Below are 20,041 nucleotides of genomic sequence, written 5' to 3'. Positions count from 1 at the left end.
CAGTTAGGCGGCGCAATCGTTGTGCGGAGAGGTGGAGACTAAGTAGACCGAGAACCGGGCGCGCAGGCCCGGTTTCGGCGAAAGGGAGACAAAATTGTGGAAAAATCGGGAGGCTGCCAAACGCTTTCGCGCTAACCAATAGCTGAAGCGTTGATACTCAGCGCTCCGGCCGCTGCCACGCCTGCTTTGCGCGTTTTGCGGTCGAACACGTAGTCGATGCGCCCGAGCTTGATGCCCGACCAGCCCACCTGGTTGATGAGCGTGCGGTGGCCTTGCCCGCCCTCCACCACGGTGGGGGTATCGAGGAAAGTATGCGTGTGGCCACCTAGGATCAGGTCGATGCCCGGCACGGCGGCGGCCAGCTTGTGGTCGTCGACTTTGGCGCTGTCGTACTTGTAGCCCAGGTGCGACAGGCAGATAATTAGGTCGCACTTTTCGGGGCCGCGCAGGTGCTGCACTTGCTCCCTGGCCACGGCAATCGGGTCGAGGTACTTGGTGTTGCCGATGTTTCGGTCGCCCACCAGCCCGGTCAGGTCAATGCCCACACCAAACACCCCGATGCGCACGCCCTGCTTCTCGAACACCTTGTAGGGCTGAAAGCGGCCCTTGAGGGGGGTTTGCGAAAAATCGTAGTTGGCGTTGATAAAGGGAAACTGCGCGTGGGGCAGTTGCTTCTCCAGGCCCTGCAAGCCGTTGTCGAAGTCGTGGTTACCTAGGGTAGCCGCGTCGTAGCCCATTTGGCTCATCAGCTTGTACTCCAGTTCGCCCCCGAAAAAGTTGAAATAAGGCGTGCCCTGCCAGATGTCGCCAGCATCGAGCAGCAGCACGTTGGGCTGCTCCTTGCGGATGTTGGCCACCAGCGCGGCGCGGCGGGCCATGCCGCCCTGGTCGGCCCACTGCGCGCTACCCACCGGAAACGGGTCGATGCGCGAGTGCATGTCGTTGGTGTGCAGCACGGTAAGGCGCACCTGGCCGCCGGCTTCGGCCGAGCTGATGAGGCCCGGGCCCAGCAGACCTAGGCCTGCCACGCCCCACGCCGAAGATTTGATAAAGTCGCGACGATTCATGTATTCAATGAGCAAGTATCAATGAGCAACCGGAGGAAGGCGTAGCCAATGAACAATGCTTCCTGAACGCCGAGCCGTGCCCCAGCGGGCCGCTCATTGTTCATTGATCATTGTTAATTGATGAGCTTCACCCGGCCTTCAACTTTGGCCTCTACGGGTTTGCCGGCTTTGGTGAGCTGGCGAATGTGGTCGTTGATGGCCGAGCGTACCAGCACGCCGGTGGTGCGGGGCTTAATCGGCTTGAAAAACGTAAGCTGGTCGCCGCCGCCGGCGAGGTAGTCGGAAATGGCAATGGTGTAGGTACGCGCGGCATCGAAGGGTTGGCCGCCGATGCGAATGTCGGTGGGCTTGCCATCGGCCGCCACGGCGTAGGTAGCGCCCGCCAGGGCCATTTTTACGCGGGCGGCGTAGTCGAACATCTGCTGCACCACGGGGCCGGGCGCATCCAGCACTACCAGCTCGTTTTCAAACGGCATCAGCTCGAACACCGAGCCCACGGTGATATTGCCGGCGGGCAGCTCGGCGCGCAGGCCGCCGTTGGTCATTACGCCTAGGTCGATGGGCTGGCCCAGAACCGTGGCAGCCCGCTCGCGCAGGATATCGGCCGTGAAGTTAGCCAGCGGCGACTCGCCGGGGTTCTTGCGGATGGCCGAGGGCGCGGTGCCAATTACCTCGTCCATCTGCTCTTTTACCTTTTGGCGGTACGGCGCCACCACGGCTTCTACCTTGGGGTCGGCGGGCTGGGCAGCCGTTACGGCAACGGCCGTGGTGCTCGGCAATTGGGCCTGGGGCTGATAAGCAGCGCGCTGGCAGGCCGGCAGGGCCACCACCGCGGCCAACAACAGCCCTAGGCTCCGATTCAGGAATGCAGTCATAACAGCAAAGGTACAATAAGCAAGCCACGGCTTGGGGCGCCACTCCAACGCCACGCTTCCGTATTAGGTGCGATGCCTGCGGCAGAAAGTGCAGGCACCGGGCGCTTACCCAATTGCCAGCCGCTTTTTTGCCACCAAACCCGGTATCTTTCCGCCGCTAAAGCTGGCCCGCGTTGCCCATTGCTAGTTTCCCCGCTTTTTATGTCCGATACGCCCCGTTCTGCGCCCGTTACATTCACTGAGTTCGATTCGCTTAGCACCGAAGCCTGGCAGGAGCGCATCCGGCGCGACCTGAAGGGCGCCGACCCGGCCAGCCTGCAGTGGCACACGCCCGAAGGCCTGGTTATCGAACCCTTTTACCACCGCGAGGCCCTGGCGGCCCTAGGTCAGCAGCTCACGCCGCAGGTGCGCCACACGCCCAACGCGGCGCCCAACGCCTGGCGCAACGTGCCTACCCTGCGCGTAGCGGCCACCGACGACGGCCACGCCGCCGTCGACTTTGCGGCCAAGGCCCTGCACAGCGGTGCCGACGGCATTCACTTCGACCTGGATGCGCCCGAGCGTTTCGACCTGGGGTACATGGCTGCCAACCTGCCGCTCAGCACCGCCTACCTAGGCTTTACGGTGTGCCGCCAGCCCGAGGAGTTTACCACGCGCCTGCTCGAGGCCACGGCCGGGGTGCAACTCCACGGCTTTTTGCGGTATGCGCCCGGGGCCTTGAGTCTGCCCGACGACTACGCCCTGCAAGTGCACGGCCTGCGCCGCTGCGTTCAGCTCACGCGGCACCTGCCCGACTTTTACACCCTGGCTCTCAACGGCAGCTTCTTCAACAACCGCGGCGCATCGGCCACGCAAGAGCTGGCTTGCATTTTGGGCCTGGCGGTGGCTTACCTCGAAAATTTCGTTGCGGCGGACCTCGACGTAGACGCGGCTACGGTGGCTTCGGCCATGCACGTGCACGTGAGCATCGGCCCGAGCTATTTTGTGGAAATAGCCAAGCTGCGCGCGCTACGCCGCCTGTGGGCCACACTGCTGCACGCCTACGGTTTGCCTACCGAGGTAGCCGCGGCCCTGCGCATTCATGCGGCTACGTCGTCGTGGACGCAGACCACCCTCGACCCCCACACCAACATGCTGCGCGTAACCACCGAGGCGATGAGCGCGGTGCTGGGCGGCGCCGACTCGGTTTCGGTAACGCCCTACGACAGCCTTTACGCCGCACCCAGCGAGTTTTCGGCGCGCATTGCCCGCAACGTGCCCATTATTCTGCGCGAAGAAGCCCACCTCGACCGCGTAGCCGACCCCGCAGCCGGCTCTTACTTTATCGAGACGCTTACCGACCAGCTGGCGCAGGAAGCGTGGGCCATGTTCCAGGAAACCGAAGCCAAGGGTGGGTTCCTGCAGAACCGGGGCCGCATTCTGGAGGATATCCGCAAGCTGGCCCTCGACAAATTCCACCGCATTGCCACCGGCGAGCAGGTGATTGTGGGCACCAACCGCTTCCAGAACCCCAACGAGCAGTTCGATTTCGACCCGAAAAAACTGCTCCGCAGCCGCCACTTCGATACCACCCGGGCAGCGTACCCCTCGGAGGTGCTGCGCCTGGCTACGGCCATGCACTTTGTGCGCAAAGAGCTGCAAAAGAAATCGGCCGCGGTGGTGCTGCTCGGGCCCGATACCATCCAGTTTGTGCACGATTTGTACACCAACCTGCTGCCGCCCGATGAGCGCCCCGCCTCCAACGATTTGCCGCCCATGGGCACGCTGTCGGTGCTGTTCTCCTCGCCCGATGCGGCTACGCTGATGTACGCCAACGAAGCGCAGTTCCGCGAGTTCGCGCAGTTCATCATGAAGCTCGACGAGGAAAACGCCCCCGAGCTGGAGCTGGAAGCGCCGCTGCTGCTTACCGCCGACCTGGCTACCATGCAGGACGCCGTGAAACACTTTGGCTTTAAGGAGTTTACCGTGCACGGCCACACCACCGAGGATGTGTTGGCGCGACTGCAAGGCAGATAGGTGACAAGTAACAGGTAACACGTGACAGGTGAGTTATGCGGCGTGATAAGCCCCATTATCGGCTAGAATGCTGGCGGCAGGCTTTTGACTTTGTGCCCGTAGCGTACGCGTTAGCCAACTCGTTTCCGACGGCTGAGAGGTATGAGCTGGCTTCGCAGCTCCGTCGTGCCGCCACTTCTGTTCCGCTGAACATCGCCGAAGGTGCTGGCCGCTATAGCTCGGCCGAGTTTAGCCGGTTTTTGCTTATCGCTCGCGGCTCGGTTACGGAACTGGACACCATTCTACTTCTGGCCGAACGCCTTGGCTACATCACGGCGCTCCAAGCCGACGATGCCATTGCCACGCTGGACCGCGTAACGGGGCTAATCAACGGGTTGCTGAAAACGTTGAAGCAAAAAGAACAAACGCAGCCGCCGACACCCTAGGATTGACCCCGCATCATTTGTGACCTGTTCCTCCTAACCTGCCAACCTCCCACCCAAAACCCGCCACGTGCCGCTTGCCACATGTTACCCGTGACTTGTCACGTGTTACCCAGAAACCCATGAAACCCGATTTCGCCCATATACCTTACAACGCAGCTCCGCTGCCTGCCAACCCGGCTTCCTCCAAAACCTCCGCTACCCCGGAAGGCATCGAGCTGAAGGCATTTTACACTGCCAACGACGTGGCCTCGCTCGACCACCTAGGGTTTGGCGCCGGCCAGGCGCCGTACCTGCGCGGGCCGTACAGCACCATGTACGTACAAAACCCCTGGACCATTCGGCAGTACGCGGGTTTCTCGACGGCCGAAGAATCCAACGCCTTTTACCGCCGCAACCTGGCCGGTGGGCAGAAGGGCCTTTCGGTGGCGTTTGACCTGGCTACGCACCGCGGCTACGACTCCGACCACCCGCGCGTGGTAGGCGACGTGGGCAAGGCTGGCGTGGCCATCGACTCGGTGGAGGACATGAAGGTGCTCTTCGACCAGATTCCCTTGGATCAGATGTCGGTGTCGATGACCATGAACGGGGCGGTGCTGCCGGTTATGGCCTTCTACATTGTAGCGGCCGAGGAGCAGGGCGTAGCGCCGGAGAAGCTGTCGGGCACCATTCAGAACGATATTCTGAAGGAGTTCATGGTGCGCAACACCTACATCTACCCGCCCGAGCCATCGATGCGCATCATTGCCGACATCTTCGCCTACACCTCGCAGAAGATGCCGCGCTTCAACTCGATCAGCATCTCGGGCTACCACATGCAGGAAGCCGGTGCCACCGCCGACCTGGAGCTGGCCTATACCCTGGCCGACGGCGTGGAATACGTGCGTGCGGGCTTGAAAGCGGGCATGACCATCGACCAGTTTGCGCCGCGCCTCTCCTTCTTCTGGGCTATCGGCATGAACCACTTCATGGAAATTGCCAAGATGCGCGCCGGTCGCTTGCTGTGGGCCAAGCTCATCAAGCAGTTTGGGGCCGAAAACCCGAAGTCGTTGGCCTTGCGCACGCACTGCCAAACCTCGGGCTACTCGCTCACCGAGCAGGACCCGTTCAACAACGTGACGCGCACTTGCGTGGAGGCCTTGGCCGCCGCCCTAGGTGGCACACAAAGCCTGCACACCAATGCCCTAGACGAGGCCATTGCCCTGCCCACCGATTTCTCGGCCCGCATTGCGCGCAACACCCAGCTGTACCTGCAGCACGAAACCGACATCACGAAGGTGGTTGACCCCTGGGGCGGTTCGTACTACGTAGAAACGCTCACGCACGAGCTGGCCGACAAAGCCTGGGCCCTCATTCAGGAGGTAGAAGCCCTAGGTGGCATGGCCAAGGCCATTGAAACGGGCCTGCCCAAGCTGCGCATCGAGGAGGCCGCCGCCCGCAAGCAGGCGCGCATCGACTCGGGCAAGGAGGTAATTGTGGGCGTGAACAAGTACCGCGTGGAGGAGAAAACCGATATCGAGATTCTCGACATCGACAACGCCGCCGTGCGCGACTCGCAGATTGCCCGCCTCAACCGCATCCGCACGGAACGCGATTCGCCCGCCGTGCAGCGCGCCCTCGAGGCCCTGACCGACGCCGCCCGCTCGGGCCAGCAAAACTTGCTGGAGTTGGCCGTGGAGGCCGCCCGCCTGCGCGCTACACTAGGTGAAATTTCCGACGCGCTGGAGAAGGTGTACGGCCGCCACCAAGCCACCATCCGCACCGTGTCGGGTGTGTACTCTGCCGAAATGGACTACGACCAGGAATTTGCCAAGGCCCGCCAGTTGGCCGACGAGTTCAGCCAGAAAGAAGGCCGCCGCCCCCGCATGATGGTGGCCAAAATGGGCCAGGACGGCCACGACCGTGGCGCCAAAGTCATTGCCACTTCCTTCGCCGACGTGGGCTTCGACGTGGACATTGCCCCCTTGTTCCAGACGCCCGATGAAGTAGCCCGCCAAGCCGCCGAAAACGACGTGCACGTGGTAGGTGTGTCGTCGTTGGCTGCTGGCCACAAAACCCTTATTCCGCAGCTCATCGCGGAGCTAGCCAAGCTCGGCCGCGAAGACATCCTTGTTATTGCCGGCGGGGTTATTCCCTCTCAGGACTACCAGTTCCTATATGATGCTGGCGTGACGGGCATTTATGGGCCTGGTACCGTCATTGCCGTGGCGGCACAGGAGATTTTAGGAAAGCTAGGGGAGTAGGTAAAAGCTTGGTTTTATTAACTAAACCTTCCATTAGAATTTAGATGCCTGTTCCGGATTTTCAATCGATTATGCTCCCTCTGATGAAATCTATTGCAGATGGTTCAGAGAAACCCATGAATACTATAAAAGAAGAATTAGCAACGATATTCAAATTAACAGAGCAGGACAGAAGTGAGTTACTACCTAGTGGTAAGCAGCCTGTATTTGACAATAGAATAGGTTGGTCAAAAACACATCTTAAAAAAGCGGGATTACTTGATGCTCCCAAGAAGGGATTCATCCGGATTACGCCTCTTGGCCTTAGTGCTCTGCAAAAAGCGAAGGATGTGATTAATATGAACTTTCTAAAGCAGTACCCAAGCTACATAGATTTTATCACAGGCAGCTCTACATCAACAGTAACAGGCAATAAGCACAAGAAAGTCAACGATGTAATTGACAATAATTCGGAATTAACCAAAACACCAGATGAAATATTAGAAGGCGCTTACCAGCAGCTGAGAAACTCACTTGTTCAAGATATTATCAGTAGGCTAAAAGCCGTTTCACCTTACTACTTCGAAAGAATTGTTGTTGATCTTTTGGTAAAAATGGGATATGGCGGTTCTTTCAAAGAGGCAGGAACAACGACAAAGAAGTCCGGTGATGATGGTATTGACGGAGTAATCAAAGAGGATAAATTAGGTCTAGATGTAATATATGTTCAAGCAAAACGCTGGAATAGTCCCGTAGGAAAACAAGAAATTCATGGCTTTGTAGGAGCTCTTGCAGGCCAGGGAGCAAAAAAAGGAGTATTTATAACTACAGATAAATTCACTAACGATGCCAAGAACTTTATACCTAAAAATGAAACAAAGATTGTACTGATCGACGGCGAACAACTAGCTCAATACATGATAGATTATAATGTAGGTGTATCAACAGTTAGCGTTTATGAGGTTAAGAAAGTTGACACTGATTTCTTTGAAGAAGATTAACAATGTCTATTGTGGGCTAGTAAATCCTTATTGATTTTAGGTGAAGCTGCGCCTCATTATAAAAACATATTCTTTACATGAAACCGGTCCGCTAATTCAGCGGGCCGGTTTTTTTTCTCACTTCAATAAATTAAGCTGTTCCTTCTGTTGATGAGAGGTTAGCGGCAGCCACTCGCCGTTCACCGGTACGTGAACCTGCGCGGTTAGGCCTTGTTGCTCTAGGTAAGCCTTGGTAGCGGCGCGGTCTTCGGTGCTGTGATTCACCGTTTCTAGGTGTACGGCGTACACGGTGGCTTGCGGGGCGTAGCGGGCTACTTGCGCCACTTCGGCAGCCGTCATCACGATTGGGTCGCCTTTTAGGAACTGGGCGCCGCCGGCGTTCAGCACGATGTAGTTGGGGTGGTACTGGTCGAGGGCCTGGGTTACTTCGTCGCACCAAATGGTGTCGCCGGCAATGTAGAGGCGCTGCTGCTCGGCCTCCAGCACAAAGCCCGATACGGTGCCCATCATCTGGCCTATTTCGCCGGTGCCGTGCTGGCCGCCCGTGCGGTAAATGCGGATGCCTTCCCAATCGAGCTGCGCCTCTACGGGCAATACTTGCGTGAAGCCTTGGCCGCGGAGGGTTTCGGTATCGGCGGGCTGGCACAGGATGGGCAGGTGCTTGGCGAGCAGCTGCTGGGCTACGCTGTCCCAATGGTCGCGGTGGGTGTGGGTGAGCAGCACGGCATCTACCGAGGCCAGCAGGTGGGGCAGCTCGTCGGCGGGGAATGGCAGATCGACCAGCGGAATGCGCACCTGGTTGGCCGACATGGGCACGGGCTCGTCGTGGCCGCGCGGGGCCAGCATCGGGTCGACGAGCAGGGTTTTGCCGGCTGCTTTTACCAGCAGCGTGGCGTGGCGAATGAGTTGAACTTGCATAAGGATGAGCAGGATGAGTACTACCTTGGCGGCGCGGCACTAGCGGCCAACACCCGACCTGGGCAAAGGTTGCGCCCCCTGCCCTACCGCCTCAAGAAGTTTACCTGCTGGTTACCCAGTTACCTTTTGGTTTCCCCGAGTATGCGCCATACCTACCGCGACGTTGAGCAGTGCGCCACCAAAGTGGCCCTCAACTTGATTTCGGGCAAATGGAAGCCGATTATCTTCTTCCACTTGTCGTCGGGGGCGATGCGCTTTACAGAGCTGTGGCGCGAGATTCCGCGGGTATCGAAGAAGGTGCTGCTGGAGCAGTTGCGCCAGCTCGAAAGCGCCGGGCTGGTGGAGCGCACCGTGCAGAATGGCTTTCCGCCGGAGGTTACTTATCAGCTTACGCACAAAGGCGCCGAGTTGGCTCCTATTCTGTATAAGCTCGATCAGTGGGCCATGCGGCACATCGAGGGCGTGGTGCAGATTTCCTGATGGCTGTGCTACCCGCAGTTAGTAGGGCATGCGGTAGCTTTGCAGCGCTTAGGCTCAGTAAGTACCCCATCCCCTCCCCATGCGCATCGACACCCTAGAACAGGAAGACTCCGACATCGATTGGTTTGCCGTGGATAGCGAGGGGCACGTGGTGCACGTGGCCTCGGGCGGCGGGGTGTTGCCCGAGTCGGTGGCGGCTTCGGAGGAAGATTTGCTGCAGCTGCACCAGTATTTTCTGACGCTGCCCGAAACCGAAGCCGCGGCTTCGGTGCAGCCCGAACCCAATGCCGCCCGGAGCGGGCGCAGCGCCGAGGGGTTTGTGCGCTACGCCCGCCGCGGCCTGTACTCCTTCGACAAAACCCAGCTGCACGAGCACCGCGACACCCGCTACCACCTGGTAGCGCGCCCGGCCCAGCCGCTGCGCCTCGCCGAGCTGCCCGGCCCCATAGCGGCCCTGCTGCTCCGCACCCAATTGCCCGTGGCGGTGCAGCAGCTTACGCGCCTCGATATTGCCGGAATAGCTTAGCCGGCTGCTTTTGGCAGCGGCCTCCATCAGCTGCCGGCTACTGCCCTGCCGCCGGGGCCGCCTGCTTCGCCATCGGCCCGATGTGCAAGTGGCTGATGCGCGGGTGCCACAAAAGCAGGCGAAGGCCCTAGGTGCCGGCCGCGCACAGAGCGCCGGCACCTAGCGTTTGGCGGGCCTTCATCAGAATGTATGCAGCGGGGTACGGAATATTGACGGAATACTATACCTTACTCCGAACAGGTAAGTATTTGTCGGTCATCACCTAACCTCATACCTTATGGATGCGCTGCCGGTAACGATTCTGGACGAAATACAACAGGCCAACCAGGCTTTTGAGCGCACCTTTGCGCGGGCCGATGCCGCTGGTTTGGCGCAGCTTTACTCGGAGGGCGGCACGGTGCTGCCCTCGGGCCACGAGCCGGTATCGGGCCACCAAAACATTGCCGCGTACTGGCAGGCCGCCATGCAAAGCGGTATTCGGGAGGCTACGCTGCACCCCGTGGAGGTAGAACAGCTCGACGACGAAACGGCCATCGAAATGGGCACCTACAAGTTGTTTGGCGAGGCGCACCAGCTCGTGGACCGCGGCAAGTACCTGGCCGTGTGGAAGCACGAAGGCAATGAGTGGAAGCTGCACCGCGACATCTGGAACAGCAGCCTGCCGGCGGCCTAGGCAATTACGCGAGCGGCCGCAGCCACTGGGCGGCCTCGGCCGCGTCGGCGCAGTAGCGGTAGGCCACAAATTTTTTCTGCGACTCCGACAGCACGTTTTGGCTTGATAAGCGGGCAAACACATCGAGCGGCAGAATAACGGCGGCGTAGCGGTACGGGCCTTCGCCCACGGCCCGGGGCAGCCAGTCGTGCATTACCCAGGCGGTTTCTTCGGGGGTAAAGGGCGTCATCAGCTGCTGATCGGCCAGCAGTTTGCTCCAGTTGCGCAGGCGCAGCAGGCGGTCGAGGTGGTTGAGAATGGCCTTGAAGTCCTCGAGCCGCCGGGGGCCTTTGTGCCAGGTAATCACGGCAAAACCCTCGGGGTGCTCGGTTACGCGTCCGGAAGCATTTTCGAAATAAACGCGCGAGGAAGCAAGGGTTTTAGGCATGCGGCAAGCGTAAGGTGAAGCGAGTGACCCGGCACTGCGGGTACCTCGGCAGTGCATCGCCTACGAAACCCGCCCGATAAAGTTGCCTCCCCTGCCGCTGGCTTAGGCCGGGCGCACCTAGGGCTGCACCAGCCCGTGCAGCTGGGCGTACTGCAGCAGCATTATCGTTTTGGCGTCTTTGATTTCGCCGATGCGCAGCAGGTGCAGGGCTTCGGCAAAGGGTAGCTCCAGCACCTCAATGTTTTCCTGCTCGTGCTGCACGCCGCCGCCGGCGTGCAGGCGGTGGTCGTCGGCGTACTCGGCCACGAAGAAGTACACGATTTCGGTAACCGAGCCCGGCGACATATACGCCTCGAACACCTTTTGCACGTGGTGCACGCGGTAGCCGGTTTCTTCCTCGGCCTCGCGGCGCACGCAGGCTTCGGGGTGGTCGTCGTCGAGCAGGCCGGCCGGGGCCTCAATGAGCATGCCGGTGGGGTTGCCGTTGAGGTAGGTAGGCAGCCTGAACTGCCGCGTAAGCACCACCGTGTGCCGCCCAGGGTGGTAGAGCAGGATTACGGCCCCGTTGCCGCGGTCGTACACCTCGCGGCTTTGGTGGCACCACGCGCCATCGGGCTGCTGCAGCGCAAAGGTGTACTTGTGCAGGGTGTACCAGTCGTCGGAGAGGAGCTCGGTTTGCTTGATGCGCACCTCGGGGTTGAATAGCATGGCTTGGGGCGTTGGTGGCGCAAAGCTACGGGAGGGCGCGCAAGCGAAGCGCCCGCAGCCCAAGGGGCCCTTCAGCAGCACCGCTTTAGCAACGGCTTTGGCCGGCAATGGCTGCCCCGGCCCGCGCCAGCCCCCCGGCCCTAGGTGCCGTGGGCTGGCCGGAGCGCGGGCACCTAGGGCCGGGGGCGGCGGCCGGCGGCGTACGGCGCAATGCTGTGCACCACCTCGGTAAGCAGGGCATCGTGGGTGGCGTAGGCCTCGGGGGTAGCGTAGATGTACACCAGCAGCACGTGGCCGCGGTGGTGGCCGGCCAGGGCATCGTAGCGCAGGTCGCGCCCGCCCATGCGCCCCGAGCCCGTGGTTTCGACGAACTCGATGCCGTTGTACTGGGTGCGGTAGCGCTTGTTGCCCTGCACCCCAAACTGGCGCAGCAGGCCATCGAGGGCTTCGTTGGGCGATTGGCGGCGGGCTCCGTCACGCAGTTTGGCCACCACCAGTAGTATCTGGCCCGAAGGGTCGACGTGGGTAACCACAGCGGCGCTGTCGTGGGCATCCATTTGCACGCGCCAGGAGTTGGGCACCTGATACTGCACGTGGTAATCGGGGTTGCGCACCCACTCCAGGGCCTCCGGAGTTGTTTGCGCAAAGGCCGCCGATACGCTCAGCAGCCAGCTCAGGCAGGTAATCAGCAGGGTGTTCATGGCAAAACGGGCATGGGTTGCGGCGACCACTCCGGCAGCAGCTGGCGCAACGGCGACTCGGACTGCGCCCAGGCGGTGGTGGCCAGGTATAAGTGCACAACGGCGGGCTCGGCGTTGGGCGGCTGGTACAGCATGCCCTCGTAGTGGGCGGTGCGGCCGCGGTAGCGCCCCCGTCCGCTCACGAGCGTGGTACCGGGCCCGGCAACCGACACCTGCGCCGCCCCCAGCGGCACCAGGCCGGCGTAGCGCAGCAGCCAGCGCACAGCGGGCTCGGGCTGGGGCCGCGGGCTAAGCCACTGGCCCGCTACCAGCAGCGCGGCTTGCTGCGGGTGGCGGTAGGCCACCAGCCGCGCCGTATCGGGCACCAGGTAGCACACCTCGGCCCACCCCATTGGCGCTTTAAACTTGAGCTGGTGGGCCCGCACGGGCACGGGGTCGGTGGTGGTGGTAGTGGCGTTGGCCGGCCGCGCCGCCGAGGCGGCGCTCAGAGCTGCCAGCAACAGCAGCAACAGTAAGGGTTTCATGGCACATGCGGCAAAAAGCGGTAAGGGGTTAATGGTCGTCGCCAAAAGGTTCGTCGTAGCCGAGCAGGTTCAGCTCGAACACGAAGCCGGGGCGGTTGCCGCTGCCGGGGTTGGGCAGCAGCGCGCCGCCACAAAGCTGCACGCGCCGGGTAGCCAAAAAATTGACACCCAGCACCGATACGGCCGCCGCGTGGCGGCCCGAAATGAAGTCGCCCATCAGGAGCAGGCGCCGGTGCACGGGCACCTCGAAGCCGGCCAGCACGCCCACGCGGTTGCCGGGGCCCACGCTGCCGCCGTCGGTGAGGTAGGGCCCGGCCACCAGTTTCCAGTGGCGGCGCGGCTCGTACACCCAGGTGTTGTAGCTGAAGTGCGTAAGCTGGCGCCGCGGCCGAAAGCGCACCGGGTTAAGGCCCACCTGCGTACCGAGGCTGGTTTTGAGGTGCTCGGTGAGAAAGAAAAACTTTTGCCCCGTAAGCTGCAGCAGGGGCTTGAGCGGGTAGCTCGGGTCGCGGCCGTCGCGCAGGGTTAGAGGCGCGCTACGCCGGGCCAGGTTAAACTTGATGTTCACCGCGTTCAGGCCGACCTCAAAACCGCCCCCCAGCCCGTACACAAAGTGATTTTTCGACTCGAAGGTGTGGAGGTCGTAGAGGTTGGTCTGGTGCTGAAAGAACACCTTGCCGCGCGGCGTCAGGTCGCCGGCCGGAATGTTGAACAGGTTTTGCTGGGCCTGCGCCCCCAGCACCGGGAGCAGCAGGCCCAACAGGCAGCCGATCAGCTTACGCACCAAGCTGCCCACCAAAACACGACGCATCGATACCCGCCCCACCACTACTGCACCAGCGTATTAACGATGGGCATTTCACCGCCCGAAATGATGGTTTTGGCATTCTGCGACTTCGATAGCTCCCGGAACGCCTCGATGCCTTTGTAGCGCAGCACCTCTTTTGTGAGGCCCTGGTTGATGAGCCGGTTGGTGGTGCGCACCGCCTCGGCCTCGATGCGCATGGCATCGGCCTGGCCCTGCGCCCGGATGATGGCGGCCTGCCGCTCGCCCTCGGCCCGCACAATGGCAATGCGCTGCTGGCCTTCGGCCTCAATCACCCGGCGCTCGGCGTCCTTGGTTTCGCGCTGCTTCAGAAACTCCATGCGTTGTGCATCCTGCTCGGCTTCCAGCTTGTCTTCGATGGCCTTGGCCAGGCCGCCGGGCAGCACAATGTTTTTCAGCAGCACGTTTTCAATCACAAAGCCGCGCTCCGTTAGCACCTGGCTCATTTGGTCGCGTATGGCCCGCTCGATGGTGGCTCGCTCGGCGCTGTGCATGTCCTTGGCAAAGTAGCGGGCGCACACATCGGCCGCCGCCGAGCGAAACACCGGCATAATCAGCACATCGGCGTACTGCAGGCCCACGTTTTCGAGCACCAGGGGCACCTGCTGGCCCTGCACGCGGTACAGAATGGAAATTTCGGAGCCCACCGTCAGGCCTTCCTTCGAGGGCAGGTTCGAGCGGATTTCGAGGTTCTGCGTGGTGGTGGGCACTTTAATGATGGTGCTGACGAAGGGGTTGAACACCTTGGGCCCGGCGTACACCACCTGCTGATCGATTTGGCCCAACCGGCGGCGTACCCCCACCTCGCCTTGCCGCACCACGGTGCAGCTGCTCAGCAGGGCCACCAGGGGCAACGCCAGCAACAAACGGCCCGCCAGAAAAGCCGGCCCGCCGGGCCGCCGCAGGCGCGTGCGCAGGCTCACGATGCGGCGTTTGAGCACGTGGTACCGGGTGGCTTGGGCGCTGCGGGGCAACAGCGGCTGCGCGGCTCCTAAACGTTGGCGCGTCAGCATCGAACGAAGCAACAACAGGAGTTTCATGGCTTTGGAAAAAGGTTGAAGTGAACGGATAAGCTGCGCGTACCGCCTCGCGCCGGGCGCCCGTTGGGTGCTTGCTGGGGTTGTGCCGTGGGTTACATCAGAGGGGTTAGGTTTATGGATGATAGCTTTACTATCATAAACGGTAGCAATACTACATTGTTTGCTCACGCTCAATAATTTTTTGCTTGCTGCTACCGCGCTTCTTCCCCTCCTGCCCGTGGGTGTTGCCCCTAGGTGCCGAGCACGGCCCGCCGTGCTACTGCACTGATATTCAACCCACAACAAATCCGCAACGAAAGCACATTCTTCCGCGCCTGTGCCAGGCGTGGGCTTGCGGCTCCTGCGCGGTTTTTGGGTTTACCCGACCTAGGAGTTGTGGGCAAGTGGTGGAATGGCTCGTGCCGCACTTGTTGATACGCAAGGCCGTGGTCGGTAGGCACCTTGCCTGGGCGCTGTTCCCTAGGTCGTAAACCTCAGGCCGAGCGTAGGCGACGCATCTGGCGTGCTGACGCCGGATACTAGCCGCTCCCCCTCTCCCTTTGGAGAGGGGGCCGGGGGGTGAGGTTCACCGACCAAGGCGCATCGTTCACACGTGAGAAGGTCCTTCGGCTGACGCCTCAGGATGACAGTTACTATCCGGCGAGATGTCTCGACAAGCTCGACATGACGTTGGGCACCAGCACCCGGGATGCCTCGACCATGGCTCAGAATAATGACCTAGGCCAGCGGAATGCGCACCTGGATGCGCGTGCCTTGCCGGGCCGAGGTGCTGATGTGGGTGATGCCGCCGAGCAAATCTACCCGGTCGCGGAGGGTTTTCAGGCCGATGCCGGTGGTGGGCTCGTCGGGCGCAAAGCCGCGGCCGTTGTCCTCAATCTGCATTACCACCCAGCCGGGGCGCGTGGCCACCTCCAGGGTGGCCTCGGTGGCGCCGGCGTGCTTTACGATGTTCTGGGCCAGCTCCTGCGCCAGGCGGTACAAGGCTACCTGCAGCGTCAGGGGCAGGTCGTCGTCGAGCAATACAAGGCATTGCATGTGCAGCAGGCCGGTGCTCAGGCTGCGGCAAATGTCCTGCAGGGCAGCCTCCAGGCCCAGCTCGGCCACGATGCGGGGCGTGAGCTCGTGCGAGATGCTGCGCGTAAGCCGGATGGCCTCGGCCAGCAGGCGGTCGGCCTCGCGGCGGGCGGCGGCTTGCCTGGGCGCATCGGCCAGGGCCTGCGGGCTGGGCAGCTGATCGAGCTGCAGCTTAGCGGCGTACAGCACCTGGCCCAGGCCGTTGTGCAGGCTTTCGGCAATGCGCTGGCGCTCTACCTCCTGCGCTTGCAGCACGGCCCCGCTGAGGTGCTGCAGGCGGGTGTTGGCCTGCTGTAGCGCCAGCTCAATTTCCTTGCGGCCGGTAATGTCGAGAAAGGTCATGATGAACCCGTCCCCGTTTTTCACGGCCGACACATCAAACCAACGGTTGCTGAAGTTTTCGCCCGTGTAGCAGCGCTCGGTGCGCAACGGCTCGCCGGTTTCCACCACGCGCACGTAGTCGTCGAAGAAAACCTGGCGCACGTTGGGGAAGAAATCGAGCAACCCGCGGTTGAGCAGCTCCGCCTCGGTGCGCTCGTTCAGCTTTTCGGCGGCCTGGTTTACGCCCCGGAAAATAAAATCGACGATGCGGCCCGTGGCGTCGCGGTGGGCTTCCATCAGGCAAATAGCCGCCGGCGAGCCATCGAGCATGCGCCGGATGGTGCTGCTGGCCCAGGTGAGCTGCCCGTGGGCCTGCTGCAGCGCCTGCTGAGCCAGCTTGGCCGCCGTAATGTTGCTGGTGAAGGAGATGATTTGCTGCGGCTGGCCCGAGGCACTGCGCCGGAACACCTTGCTGCGGATGCGCAACCACTGCCACTCGGTGTTGCCGAACTGGCTGCGCAGCTCCACCTCAATCATGTCGCCATCGGCCAGCAGGCGCCGCTGCTGCATGTACTCGTTGGCCTTGTCCTGGTCGGCCGGATGAATGAGCAGCCGCACGCGCTCGGCATCGGGCAGGGTGTGCAGCACCGGCAGGGCATGCTGCCCGTACCACGGCTCGGTATGGTTGACGTACACCACGCGGTTGGTGGCCGCGTCATGGATGGTAATCAGGTCGGGCGTCGATTTAGTTACCTCCTCGATAAAGGCTTTGCTTTCCTGCAATTCGCGCTCGGCCGCCCGCTGGGCGTCGATATCCTGCCCCGAGCCGATTACGTGGGTTACGCGGCCATCGGGGGCGCGCATGAAGGCCCGGTCGCGCAGCCGAAACCAGCGGTAGGCGCCATCGGCCACCCGAAAGCGCACGTCGATGATTTTCACTTCGTCGTCGGCCAGGTTGCGGCAGGCCTCAATGTGGGCCATGCGCCGGCCTAGGTCGTCGGGGTGCAGGGCATTGCGCAGCACCATGGCGCCGGCCGCCGTTACCTCCGATGGGTGGCTGCCCAACACAACCTCTACCCGCTCGTTGATGTAGGTAATGTGCGGCTCCGACAGCTCCAGCACATACAGCAGATCGGGGGTGCTGTTGGTGATTTTTTCGGTGAAGTAAACCTGCTCGCGCAGCTCGGTGATGTCGCGGGCAATGGCCAGCACGGTGTGCACGCGGCCGTTGCGCAGCTCGGGCACCATGCGCGTGAAGTAGTGCGCCACGCCCCCCTCGGGCGTGACAAACGAGTTGTAGTGCTCCTGCGGCACGCCCGTATCGAGCACGCGCTGCAATTTGGCTGCCCAGGGGCCGGCCACGGCCTCGGGCTGCCCCATTTCGTGGTTGGTTTTGTGGAGCAGCCAGGCCAGCGGGCGGCCGGTTTTTTGCTGATAAGCCCGGTTGCTGAACACCAGCCGCAGCTCTTCGTCCCAACGGGTAATGGCGTCGGGGGTGTTATCAACGAGGGCCTGGTATTGCTGCACCTGCTGCTGCTGCTCGGTTACATCCTGCCAGTACACCCACACGCCGCCGTTGGGTGCCGGCGCGCTGCTCATGCTGATGTAGCAATGCGTGGCCGGCAGCCAGAACACCGCGGGCTCGGGGGTGCCCGGCTGCCGCAGCGCCTGCTGCAAGGCTTGGTGCAGCGGCGCGGGCAAAGCCTCCGGAAAAGCCTGCCACGGCACGTTGCCCACCAGCACCTCGCGCGAGAGGCCCCAGAACGCTTCGGCCGCCCGGCTTACCAACACCAGCGTGCCATCGGCAGCCAGCTGCTGCACCCCCCACGGCATGGTGTCGAACATGGTATCGAACCCGGTAGCGACGTCCGCGCCGCGCTGCGCAGGCACGGGGTTGGTAGGGTGGGCAGAGGAAGCGGTAGGCATGGTACGATGGCGGCAAGGGCATACCCCCGAAGGCAGTGCTGGCAGCCACGGCCAAACACTCGGATACGCACTAGCTAAGGTAGGCCTACCGGCTGCCAAAACCTAGGACGCGTTTGTAGGCATGCCTACTAAGTTGGCTTGCCCAGCGCCGTGGGTTGTGGTTAATGGTTGACGCGGCCCAACGGGCTACAGCCGTCGGTAATTGGTGCACAAAAACCCGCTAGCAACAACCATTCAAACACCTCTATTTCAGTTGCTTAATTCCTATTTAGTGTAAATAAACCCCGCAACTATTACAGCTCCGGTATTATATATTTTCAATTTTAATTTGCATTAGACGCAACTGCCGTTAGCTTTAACATCTGAATTGTGTGACTAGCTGCGCTGTAAGCCTTGCTTCAGAAGTTAGTCGGCAGCGGGGCGCTAAAGGCCCGGGCTGTGTTGGTTGGCGTTGTGGTGTATTGAGTTGAAGATCGGGCAGCTGGTTTGGGCCCGTTTCCGTAAGCGTTTGGGGTGCGTAAGCCCCAGCAACACAGGCCCTGTGCGGCCATTCTCCTCACCCCCTATCCCTTTTTGTGTATGAAGCAGCTACTACTCGCTCTGTGCTTATTTCTGAGCATTTCGGCCCAGGCCCAACCCGGCGGCGCAACGTGGCAGTGGGCGCAGCCCGTTGCCGATATCAACGGCGTGATGGACGTAGCCACCGATGCCGCGGGCTTTGTGTATGTAACCGGCCGCGTGGCGGGCACGCTGCAGCTCGGCGGCACGCAGCTAACCTCGCCGGGCGGCGGCATAAGTGTGTACGTGGCCAAATGCCGGCCTTCGGGCGAGGTGGTGTGGGCTACGCAGCTGCCCAGCAGCGCCACTGCCCTAGGGTTCAGCGTGCAGGCCGATGTGCAGGGCAACACCTACGTGGCGGGCACCTTCAGTGGCACGCTGAGCTACGGCGGCAATCAGCAGATTACCTCGCAAACACCCGCAAGCGGGGAGGCGGGTTTTCTGTTGAAGTGCAACGCCGCGGGGCAAGTGCAATGGGTGCAGCAAATCAGTGCTTCGGGTACCGAGCTGTACGGCACTTGCTCGGCCTGGGCCGTGGCCCTCGACGTGATGGGCAACGCTTACCTCACGGGCCAGGCCAGCGGCAGCCAGGTGCACATCGGCGGCTTTGCGTTTGCCAACCGCGAGCGGCAAACCTACCTGGCCAGCTACACGCCCCAGGGCACTGTGCGCTGGGCGCAAATGTGGCAAAGCCTGCTAAGCTACGGCGGCAACCAGGGCCGCAGCCTGGCGGTAGATAATTATGGCAACTGCTACCTGAGCGGCAGCCAGTTTGGCGGCATGCAGCTAGCCGGGCAAAGCATTCCGGCCAACAGCAGCCACTCGTTGTTTCTGGCTAAGCTCGACGCCCGCCAGGGCCAGCTGCAATGGCTGCAGGCCCCGGCCGCCGATGGCGACGGCAAATCGTTGGCTACCGACCACCGCGGCAACGTGTACCTCGCCGGCTGGTTTTCGGGCTCGAGCACCTTTGGCAGCCATACCCTAACCAGCCGCGGCGCCACCGATGTGGCCGTGGTGCGCTACAACCGCGACGGCCGGGTGGCCTGGGCCACCGCCCTAGGTAGCGCCGCCGCCGACTACGACGGGGACCTGGCCGTGGACAAAATGACCGGCAAGGTGTTTTTGTCGGGCGTGATGAACCTTACCTCGCAGAGCACCAACCAGGCGTTTTTGGTGCAGCTGCAGCCCAACGGCGCCGCGCAGCCGCCCGTGCTGGTGGGCGGCCCGGGCACCAGCTCCAGCACGGCGCTTGCCCTCGACCGCGACAACACCGTGTTTACGGCGGGCGTGTTTACGGGCACGTGCCAGTTTGGCGGCAAGGCGCTCAGCAGCACCTTCACGAGCGGTTACCTGGCCAGCTACGGTACCCTCCGGGGCCGCAACCAGCTTGCCGAAACCAAAGCCACTCCCGCTGCCGAAACCAGCGTGTACCCCAACCCGGCGCGCGAGCAGTTTACGCTGCGCCTGCAGGGCTACGATGCCCAACCCGTGCGGGCGGTGCTGCTCAGCCAACTGGGCCGGCGCGTGGCCGAGCAAACGCTGCAGCCAGCCGGGCCCGTTGCCGAAACCACGTTCAGCACGGCCAACCTGCCCACGGGTGTGTACATCCTGCGCCTGGAGCATGGCCAGCGGGTAACCACGCGGGCGGTTACGGTGCAGTAAGGCCGCTGCCGGCTTTGGGCGCCGCAGGCCTGCCGGGCGCCTTGCCTACCCAACATACCTAGGGCAACCGCAAA

General features: G+C 62.0%; 18 protein-coding genes. 8 read left to right on the top strand and 10 right to left on the bottom strand.

All coding sequences use genetic code 11. From position 1 onward, the window contains the following. Window positions 1-131: 131 nt before the first annotated feature. Together OIS50_RS19375 and OIS50_RS19370 are read right to left on the bottom strand one after the other, a co-directional pair. Window positions 132-1,067, bottom strand: a complete 936-nt coding sequence (locus tag OIS50_RS19375) for a bifunctional metallophosphatase/5'-nucleotidase (RefSeq protein WP_264692288.1) — start codon at window positions 1,065-1,067, stop codon at window positions 132-134. Between the two features lie 113 nt (window positions 1,068-1,180). Then, window positions 1,181-1,942: a 5'-nucleotidase C-terminal domain-containing protein gene (locus OIS50_RS19370; RefSeq protein WP_264692287.1), complete on the bottom strand. Its 762-nt coding sequence runs from the start codon at window positions 1,940-1,942 to the stop codon at window positions 1,181-1,183. Window positions 1,943-2,143: 201 nt separating this feature from the next. On the opposite strand from OIS50_RS19370, the gene OIS50_RS19365 reads away from it, so the two are divergent. The 4 genes from OIS50_RS19365 (at window position 2,144) to OIS50_RS19350 (ending at window position 7,603) form a co-directional block, all read left to right on the top strand. Continuing rightward, on the top strand, window positions 2,144-3,958 hold the full coding sequence (locus tag OIS50_RS19365) for a methylmalonyl-CoA mutase family protein (RefSeq protein ID WP_264692286.1): 1,815 nt from the start codon (window positions 2,144-2,146) through the stop codon (window positions 3,956-3,958). Window positions 3,959-3,993: 35 nt separating this feature from the next. After that, a complete protein-coding gene (locus OIS50_RS19360; protein WP_264692285.1) occupies window positions 3,994-4,383 on the top strand; it encodes a four helix bundle protein in 390 nt (129 codons plus the stop codon). Window positions 4,384-4,502: 119 nt separating this feature from the next. Next, a complete protein-coding gene (scpA, locus tag OIS50_RS19355; protein ID WP_264692284.1) occupies window positions 4,503-6,623 on the top strand; it encodes a methylmalonyl-CoA mutase in 2,121 nt (706 codons plus the stop codon). Between the two features lie 44 nt (window positions 6,624-6,667). Beyond that, window positions 6,668-7,603 (top strand): restriction endonuclease, encoded by a 936-nt coding sequence (locus OIS50_RS19350; protein ID WP_264692283.1) that lies wholly within the window; start codon window positions 6,668-6,670, stop codon window positions 7,601-7,603. Between the two features lie 117 nt (window positions 7,604-7,720). On the opposite strand, the gene OIS50_RS19345 is transcribed toward OIS50_RS19350, so the two are convergent. Further along, on the bottom strand, window positions 7,721-8,521 hold the full coding sequence (locus OIS50_RS19345) for an MBL fold metallo-hydrolase (RefSeq protein WP_264692282.1): 801 nt from the start codon (window positions 8,519-8,521) through the stop codon (window positions 7,721-7,723). A 141-nt stretch (window positions 8,522-8,662) separates the two neighbouring features. Between OIS50_RS19345 and OIS50_RS19340 the strand changes: the two genes are divergently transcribed. From OIS50_RS19340 to OIS50_RS19330, 3 genes are all read left to right on the top strand, one after another. Further along, window positions 8,663-9,001 (top strand): winged helix-turn-helix transcriptional regulator, encoded by a 339-nt coding sequence (locus OIS50_RS19340; RefSeq protein ID WP_264692281.1) that lies wholly within the window; start codon window positions 8,663-8,665, stop codon window positions 8,999-9,001. Between the two features lie 79 nt (window positions 9,002-9,080). After that, a complete protein-coding gene (locus OIS50_RS19335; RefSeq protein WP_264692280.1) occupies window positions 9,081-9,527 on the top strand; it encodes a hypothetical protein in 447 nt (148 codons plus the stop codon). Window positions 9,528-9,804: 277 nt separating this feature from the next. Continuing rightward, complete coding sequence (locus OIS50_RS19330; RefSeq protein WP_264692279.1) at window positions 9,805-10,200, top strand: YybH family protein; 396 nt, start codon at window positions 9,805-9,807, stop codon at window positions 10,198-10,200. A 4-nt stretch (window positions 10,201-10,204) separates the two neighbouring features. Here OIS50_RS19330 and OIS50_RS19325 read toward each other — a convergent pair whose 3' ends face one another. From OIS50_RS19325 to OIS50_RS19295, 7 genes are all read right to left on the bottom strand, one after another. Further along, window positions 10,205-10,627 (bottom strand): hypothetical protein, encoded by a 423-nt coding sequence (locus OIS50_RS19325; RefSeq protein ID WP_264692278.1) that lies wholly within the window; start codon window positions 10,625-10,627, stop codon window positions 10,205-10,207. 117 nt (window positions 10,628-10,744) lie between these two features. Beyond that, on the bottom strand, window positions 10,745-11,335 hold the full coding sequence (gene nudK, locus OIS50_RS19320) for a GDP-mannose pyrophosphatase NudK (RefSeq protein ID WP_264692277.1): 591 nt from the start codon (window positions 11,333-11,335) through the stop codon (window positions 10,745-10,747). A gap of 173 nt (window positions 11,336-11,508) precedes the next feature. Next, the gene (locus tag OIS50_RS19315) at window positions 11,509-12,036 is read right to left on the bottom strand and encodes a hypothetical protein (RefSeq protein WP_264692276.1); all 528 of its coding nucleotides are present in this window, start codon (window positions 12,034-12,036) and stop codon (window positions 11,509-11,511) included. Further along, window positions 12,033-12,560: a hypothetical protein gene (locus tag OIS50_RS19310; protein ID WP_264692275.1), complete on the bottom strand. Its 528-nt coding sequence runs from the start codon at window positions 12,558-12,560 to the stop codon at window positions 12,033-12,035. Before OIS50_RS19310 ends, OIS50_RS19315 begins: the two co-directional genes overlap by 4 nt. Before the next feature lie 28 nt (window positions 12,561-12,588). Beyond that, window positions 12,589-13,371, bottom strand: coding sequence for a hypothetical protein (locus OIS50_RS19305; protein ID WP_264692274.1), 783 nt, complete (start codon window positions 13,369-13,371; stop codon window positions 12,589-12,591). A gap of 17 nt (window positions 13,372-13,388) precedes the next feature. After that, on the bottom strand, window positions 13,389-14,426 hold the full coding sequence (locus OIS50_RS19300) for a prohibitin family protein (RefSeq protein ID WP_264692273.1): 1,038 nt from the start codon (window positions 14,424-14,426) through the stop codon (window positions 13,389-13,391). 717 nt (window positions 14,427-15,143) lie between these two features. Beyond that, entirely contained in the window at window positions 15,144-17,747 is a 2,604-nt protein-coding gene (locus OIS50_RS19295; protein ID WP_264692272.1) for a sensor histidine kinase, read from the bottom strand. A 579-nt stretch (window positions 17,748-18,326) separates the two neighbouring features. Between OIS50_RS19295 and OIS50_RS19290 the strand changes: the two genes are divergently transcribed. After that, window positions 18,327-19,967 carry a T9SS type A sorting domain-containing protein gene (locus OIS50_RS19290; protein ID WP_264692271.1) on the top strand — a complete coding sequence of 547 codons (1,641 nt, stop codon included), beginning with the start codon at window positions 18,327-18,329 and terminating at the stop codon, window positions 19,965-19,967. Window positions 19,968-20,041 lie beyond the last annotated feature (74 nt).

This window comes from Hymenobacter sp. YIM 151858-1, from assembly GCF_025979705.1.
Classification (GTDB): Bacteria; Bacteroidota; Bacteroidia; order Cytophagales; family Hymenobacteraceae; genus Solirubrum.
Note: the sequence above shows the minus strand (reverse complement) of the source record. Positions and strands in the feature narration are given on the sequence as shown.

Coding starts and splice junctions, on each gene's coding strand:
- OIS50_RS19375 (WP_264692288.1), bottom strand. CDS start 1,067: ATGAATCGTCGCGACTTTATCAAATCTTCGGCGTGGGGCGTGGCAGGC.
- OIS50_RS19370 (WP_264692287.1), bottom strand. CDS start 1,942: ATGACTGCATTCCTGAATCGGAGCCTAGGGCTGTTGTTGGCCGCGGTG.
- OIS50_RS19365 (WP_264692286.1), top strand. CDS start 2,144: ATGTCCGATACGCCCCGTTCTGCGCCCGTTACATTCACTGAGTTCGAT.
- OIS50_RS19360 (WP_264692285.1), top strand. CDS start 3,994: ATGCGGCGTGATAAGCCCCATTATCGGCTAGAATGCTGGCGGCAGGCT.
- scpA (WP_264692284.1), top strand. CDS start 4,503: ATGAAACCCGATTTCGCCCATATACCTTACAACGCAGCTCCGCTGCCT.
- OIS50_RS19350 (WP_264692283.1), top strand. CDS start 6,668: ATGCCTGTTCCGGATTTTCAATCGATTATGCTCCCTCTGATGAAATCT.
- OIS50_RS19345 (WP_264692282.1), bottom strand. CDS start 8,521: ATGCAAGTTCAACTCATTCGCCACGCCACGCTGCTGGTAAAAGCAGCC.
- OIS50_RS19340 (WP_264692281.1), top strand. CDS start 8,663: ATGCGCCATACCTACCGCGACGTTGAGCAGTGCGCCACCAAAGTGGCC.
- OIS50_RS19335 (WP_264692280.1), top strand. CDS start 9,081: ATGCGCATCGACACCCTAGAACAGGAAGACTCCGACATCGATTGGTTT.
- OIS50_RS19330 (WP_264692279.1), top strand. CDS start 9,805: ATGGATGCGCTGCCGGTAACGATTCTGGACGAAATACAACAGGCCAAC.
- OIS50_RS19325 (WP_264692278.1), bottom strand. CDS start 10,627: ATGCCTAAAACCCTTGCTTCCTCGCGCGTTTATTTCGAAAATGCTTCC.
- nudK (WP_264692277.1), bottom strand. CDS start 11,335: ATGCTATTCAACCCCGAGGTGCGCATCAAGCAAACCGAGCTCCTCTCC.
- OIS50_RS19315 (WP_264692276.1), bottom strand. CDS start 12,036: ATGAACACCCTGCTGATTACCTGCCTGAGCTGGCTGCTGAGCGTATCG.
- OIS50_RS19310 (WP_264692275.1), bottom strand. CDS start 12,560: ATGAAACCCTTACTGTTGCTGCTGTTGCTGGCAGCTCTGAGCGCCGCC.
- OIS50_RS19305 (WP_264692274.1), bottom strand. CDS start 13,371: ATGCGTCGTGTTTTGGTGGGCAGCTTGGTGCGTAAGCTGATCGGCTGC.
- OIS50_RS19300 (WP_264692273.1), bottom strand. CDS start 14,426: ATGAAACTCCTGTTGTTGCTTCGTTCGATGCTGACGCGCCAACGTTTA.
- OIS50_RS19295 (WP_264692272.1), bottom strand. CDS start 17,747: ATGCCTACCGCTTCCTCTGCCCACCCTACCAACCCCGTGCCTGCGCAG.
- OIS50_RS19290 (WP_264692271.1), top strand. CDS start 18,327: ATGAAGCAGCTACTACTCGCTCTGTGCTTATTTCTGAGCATTTCGGCC.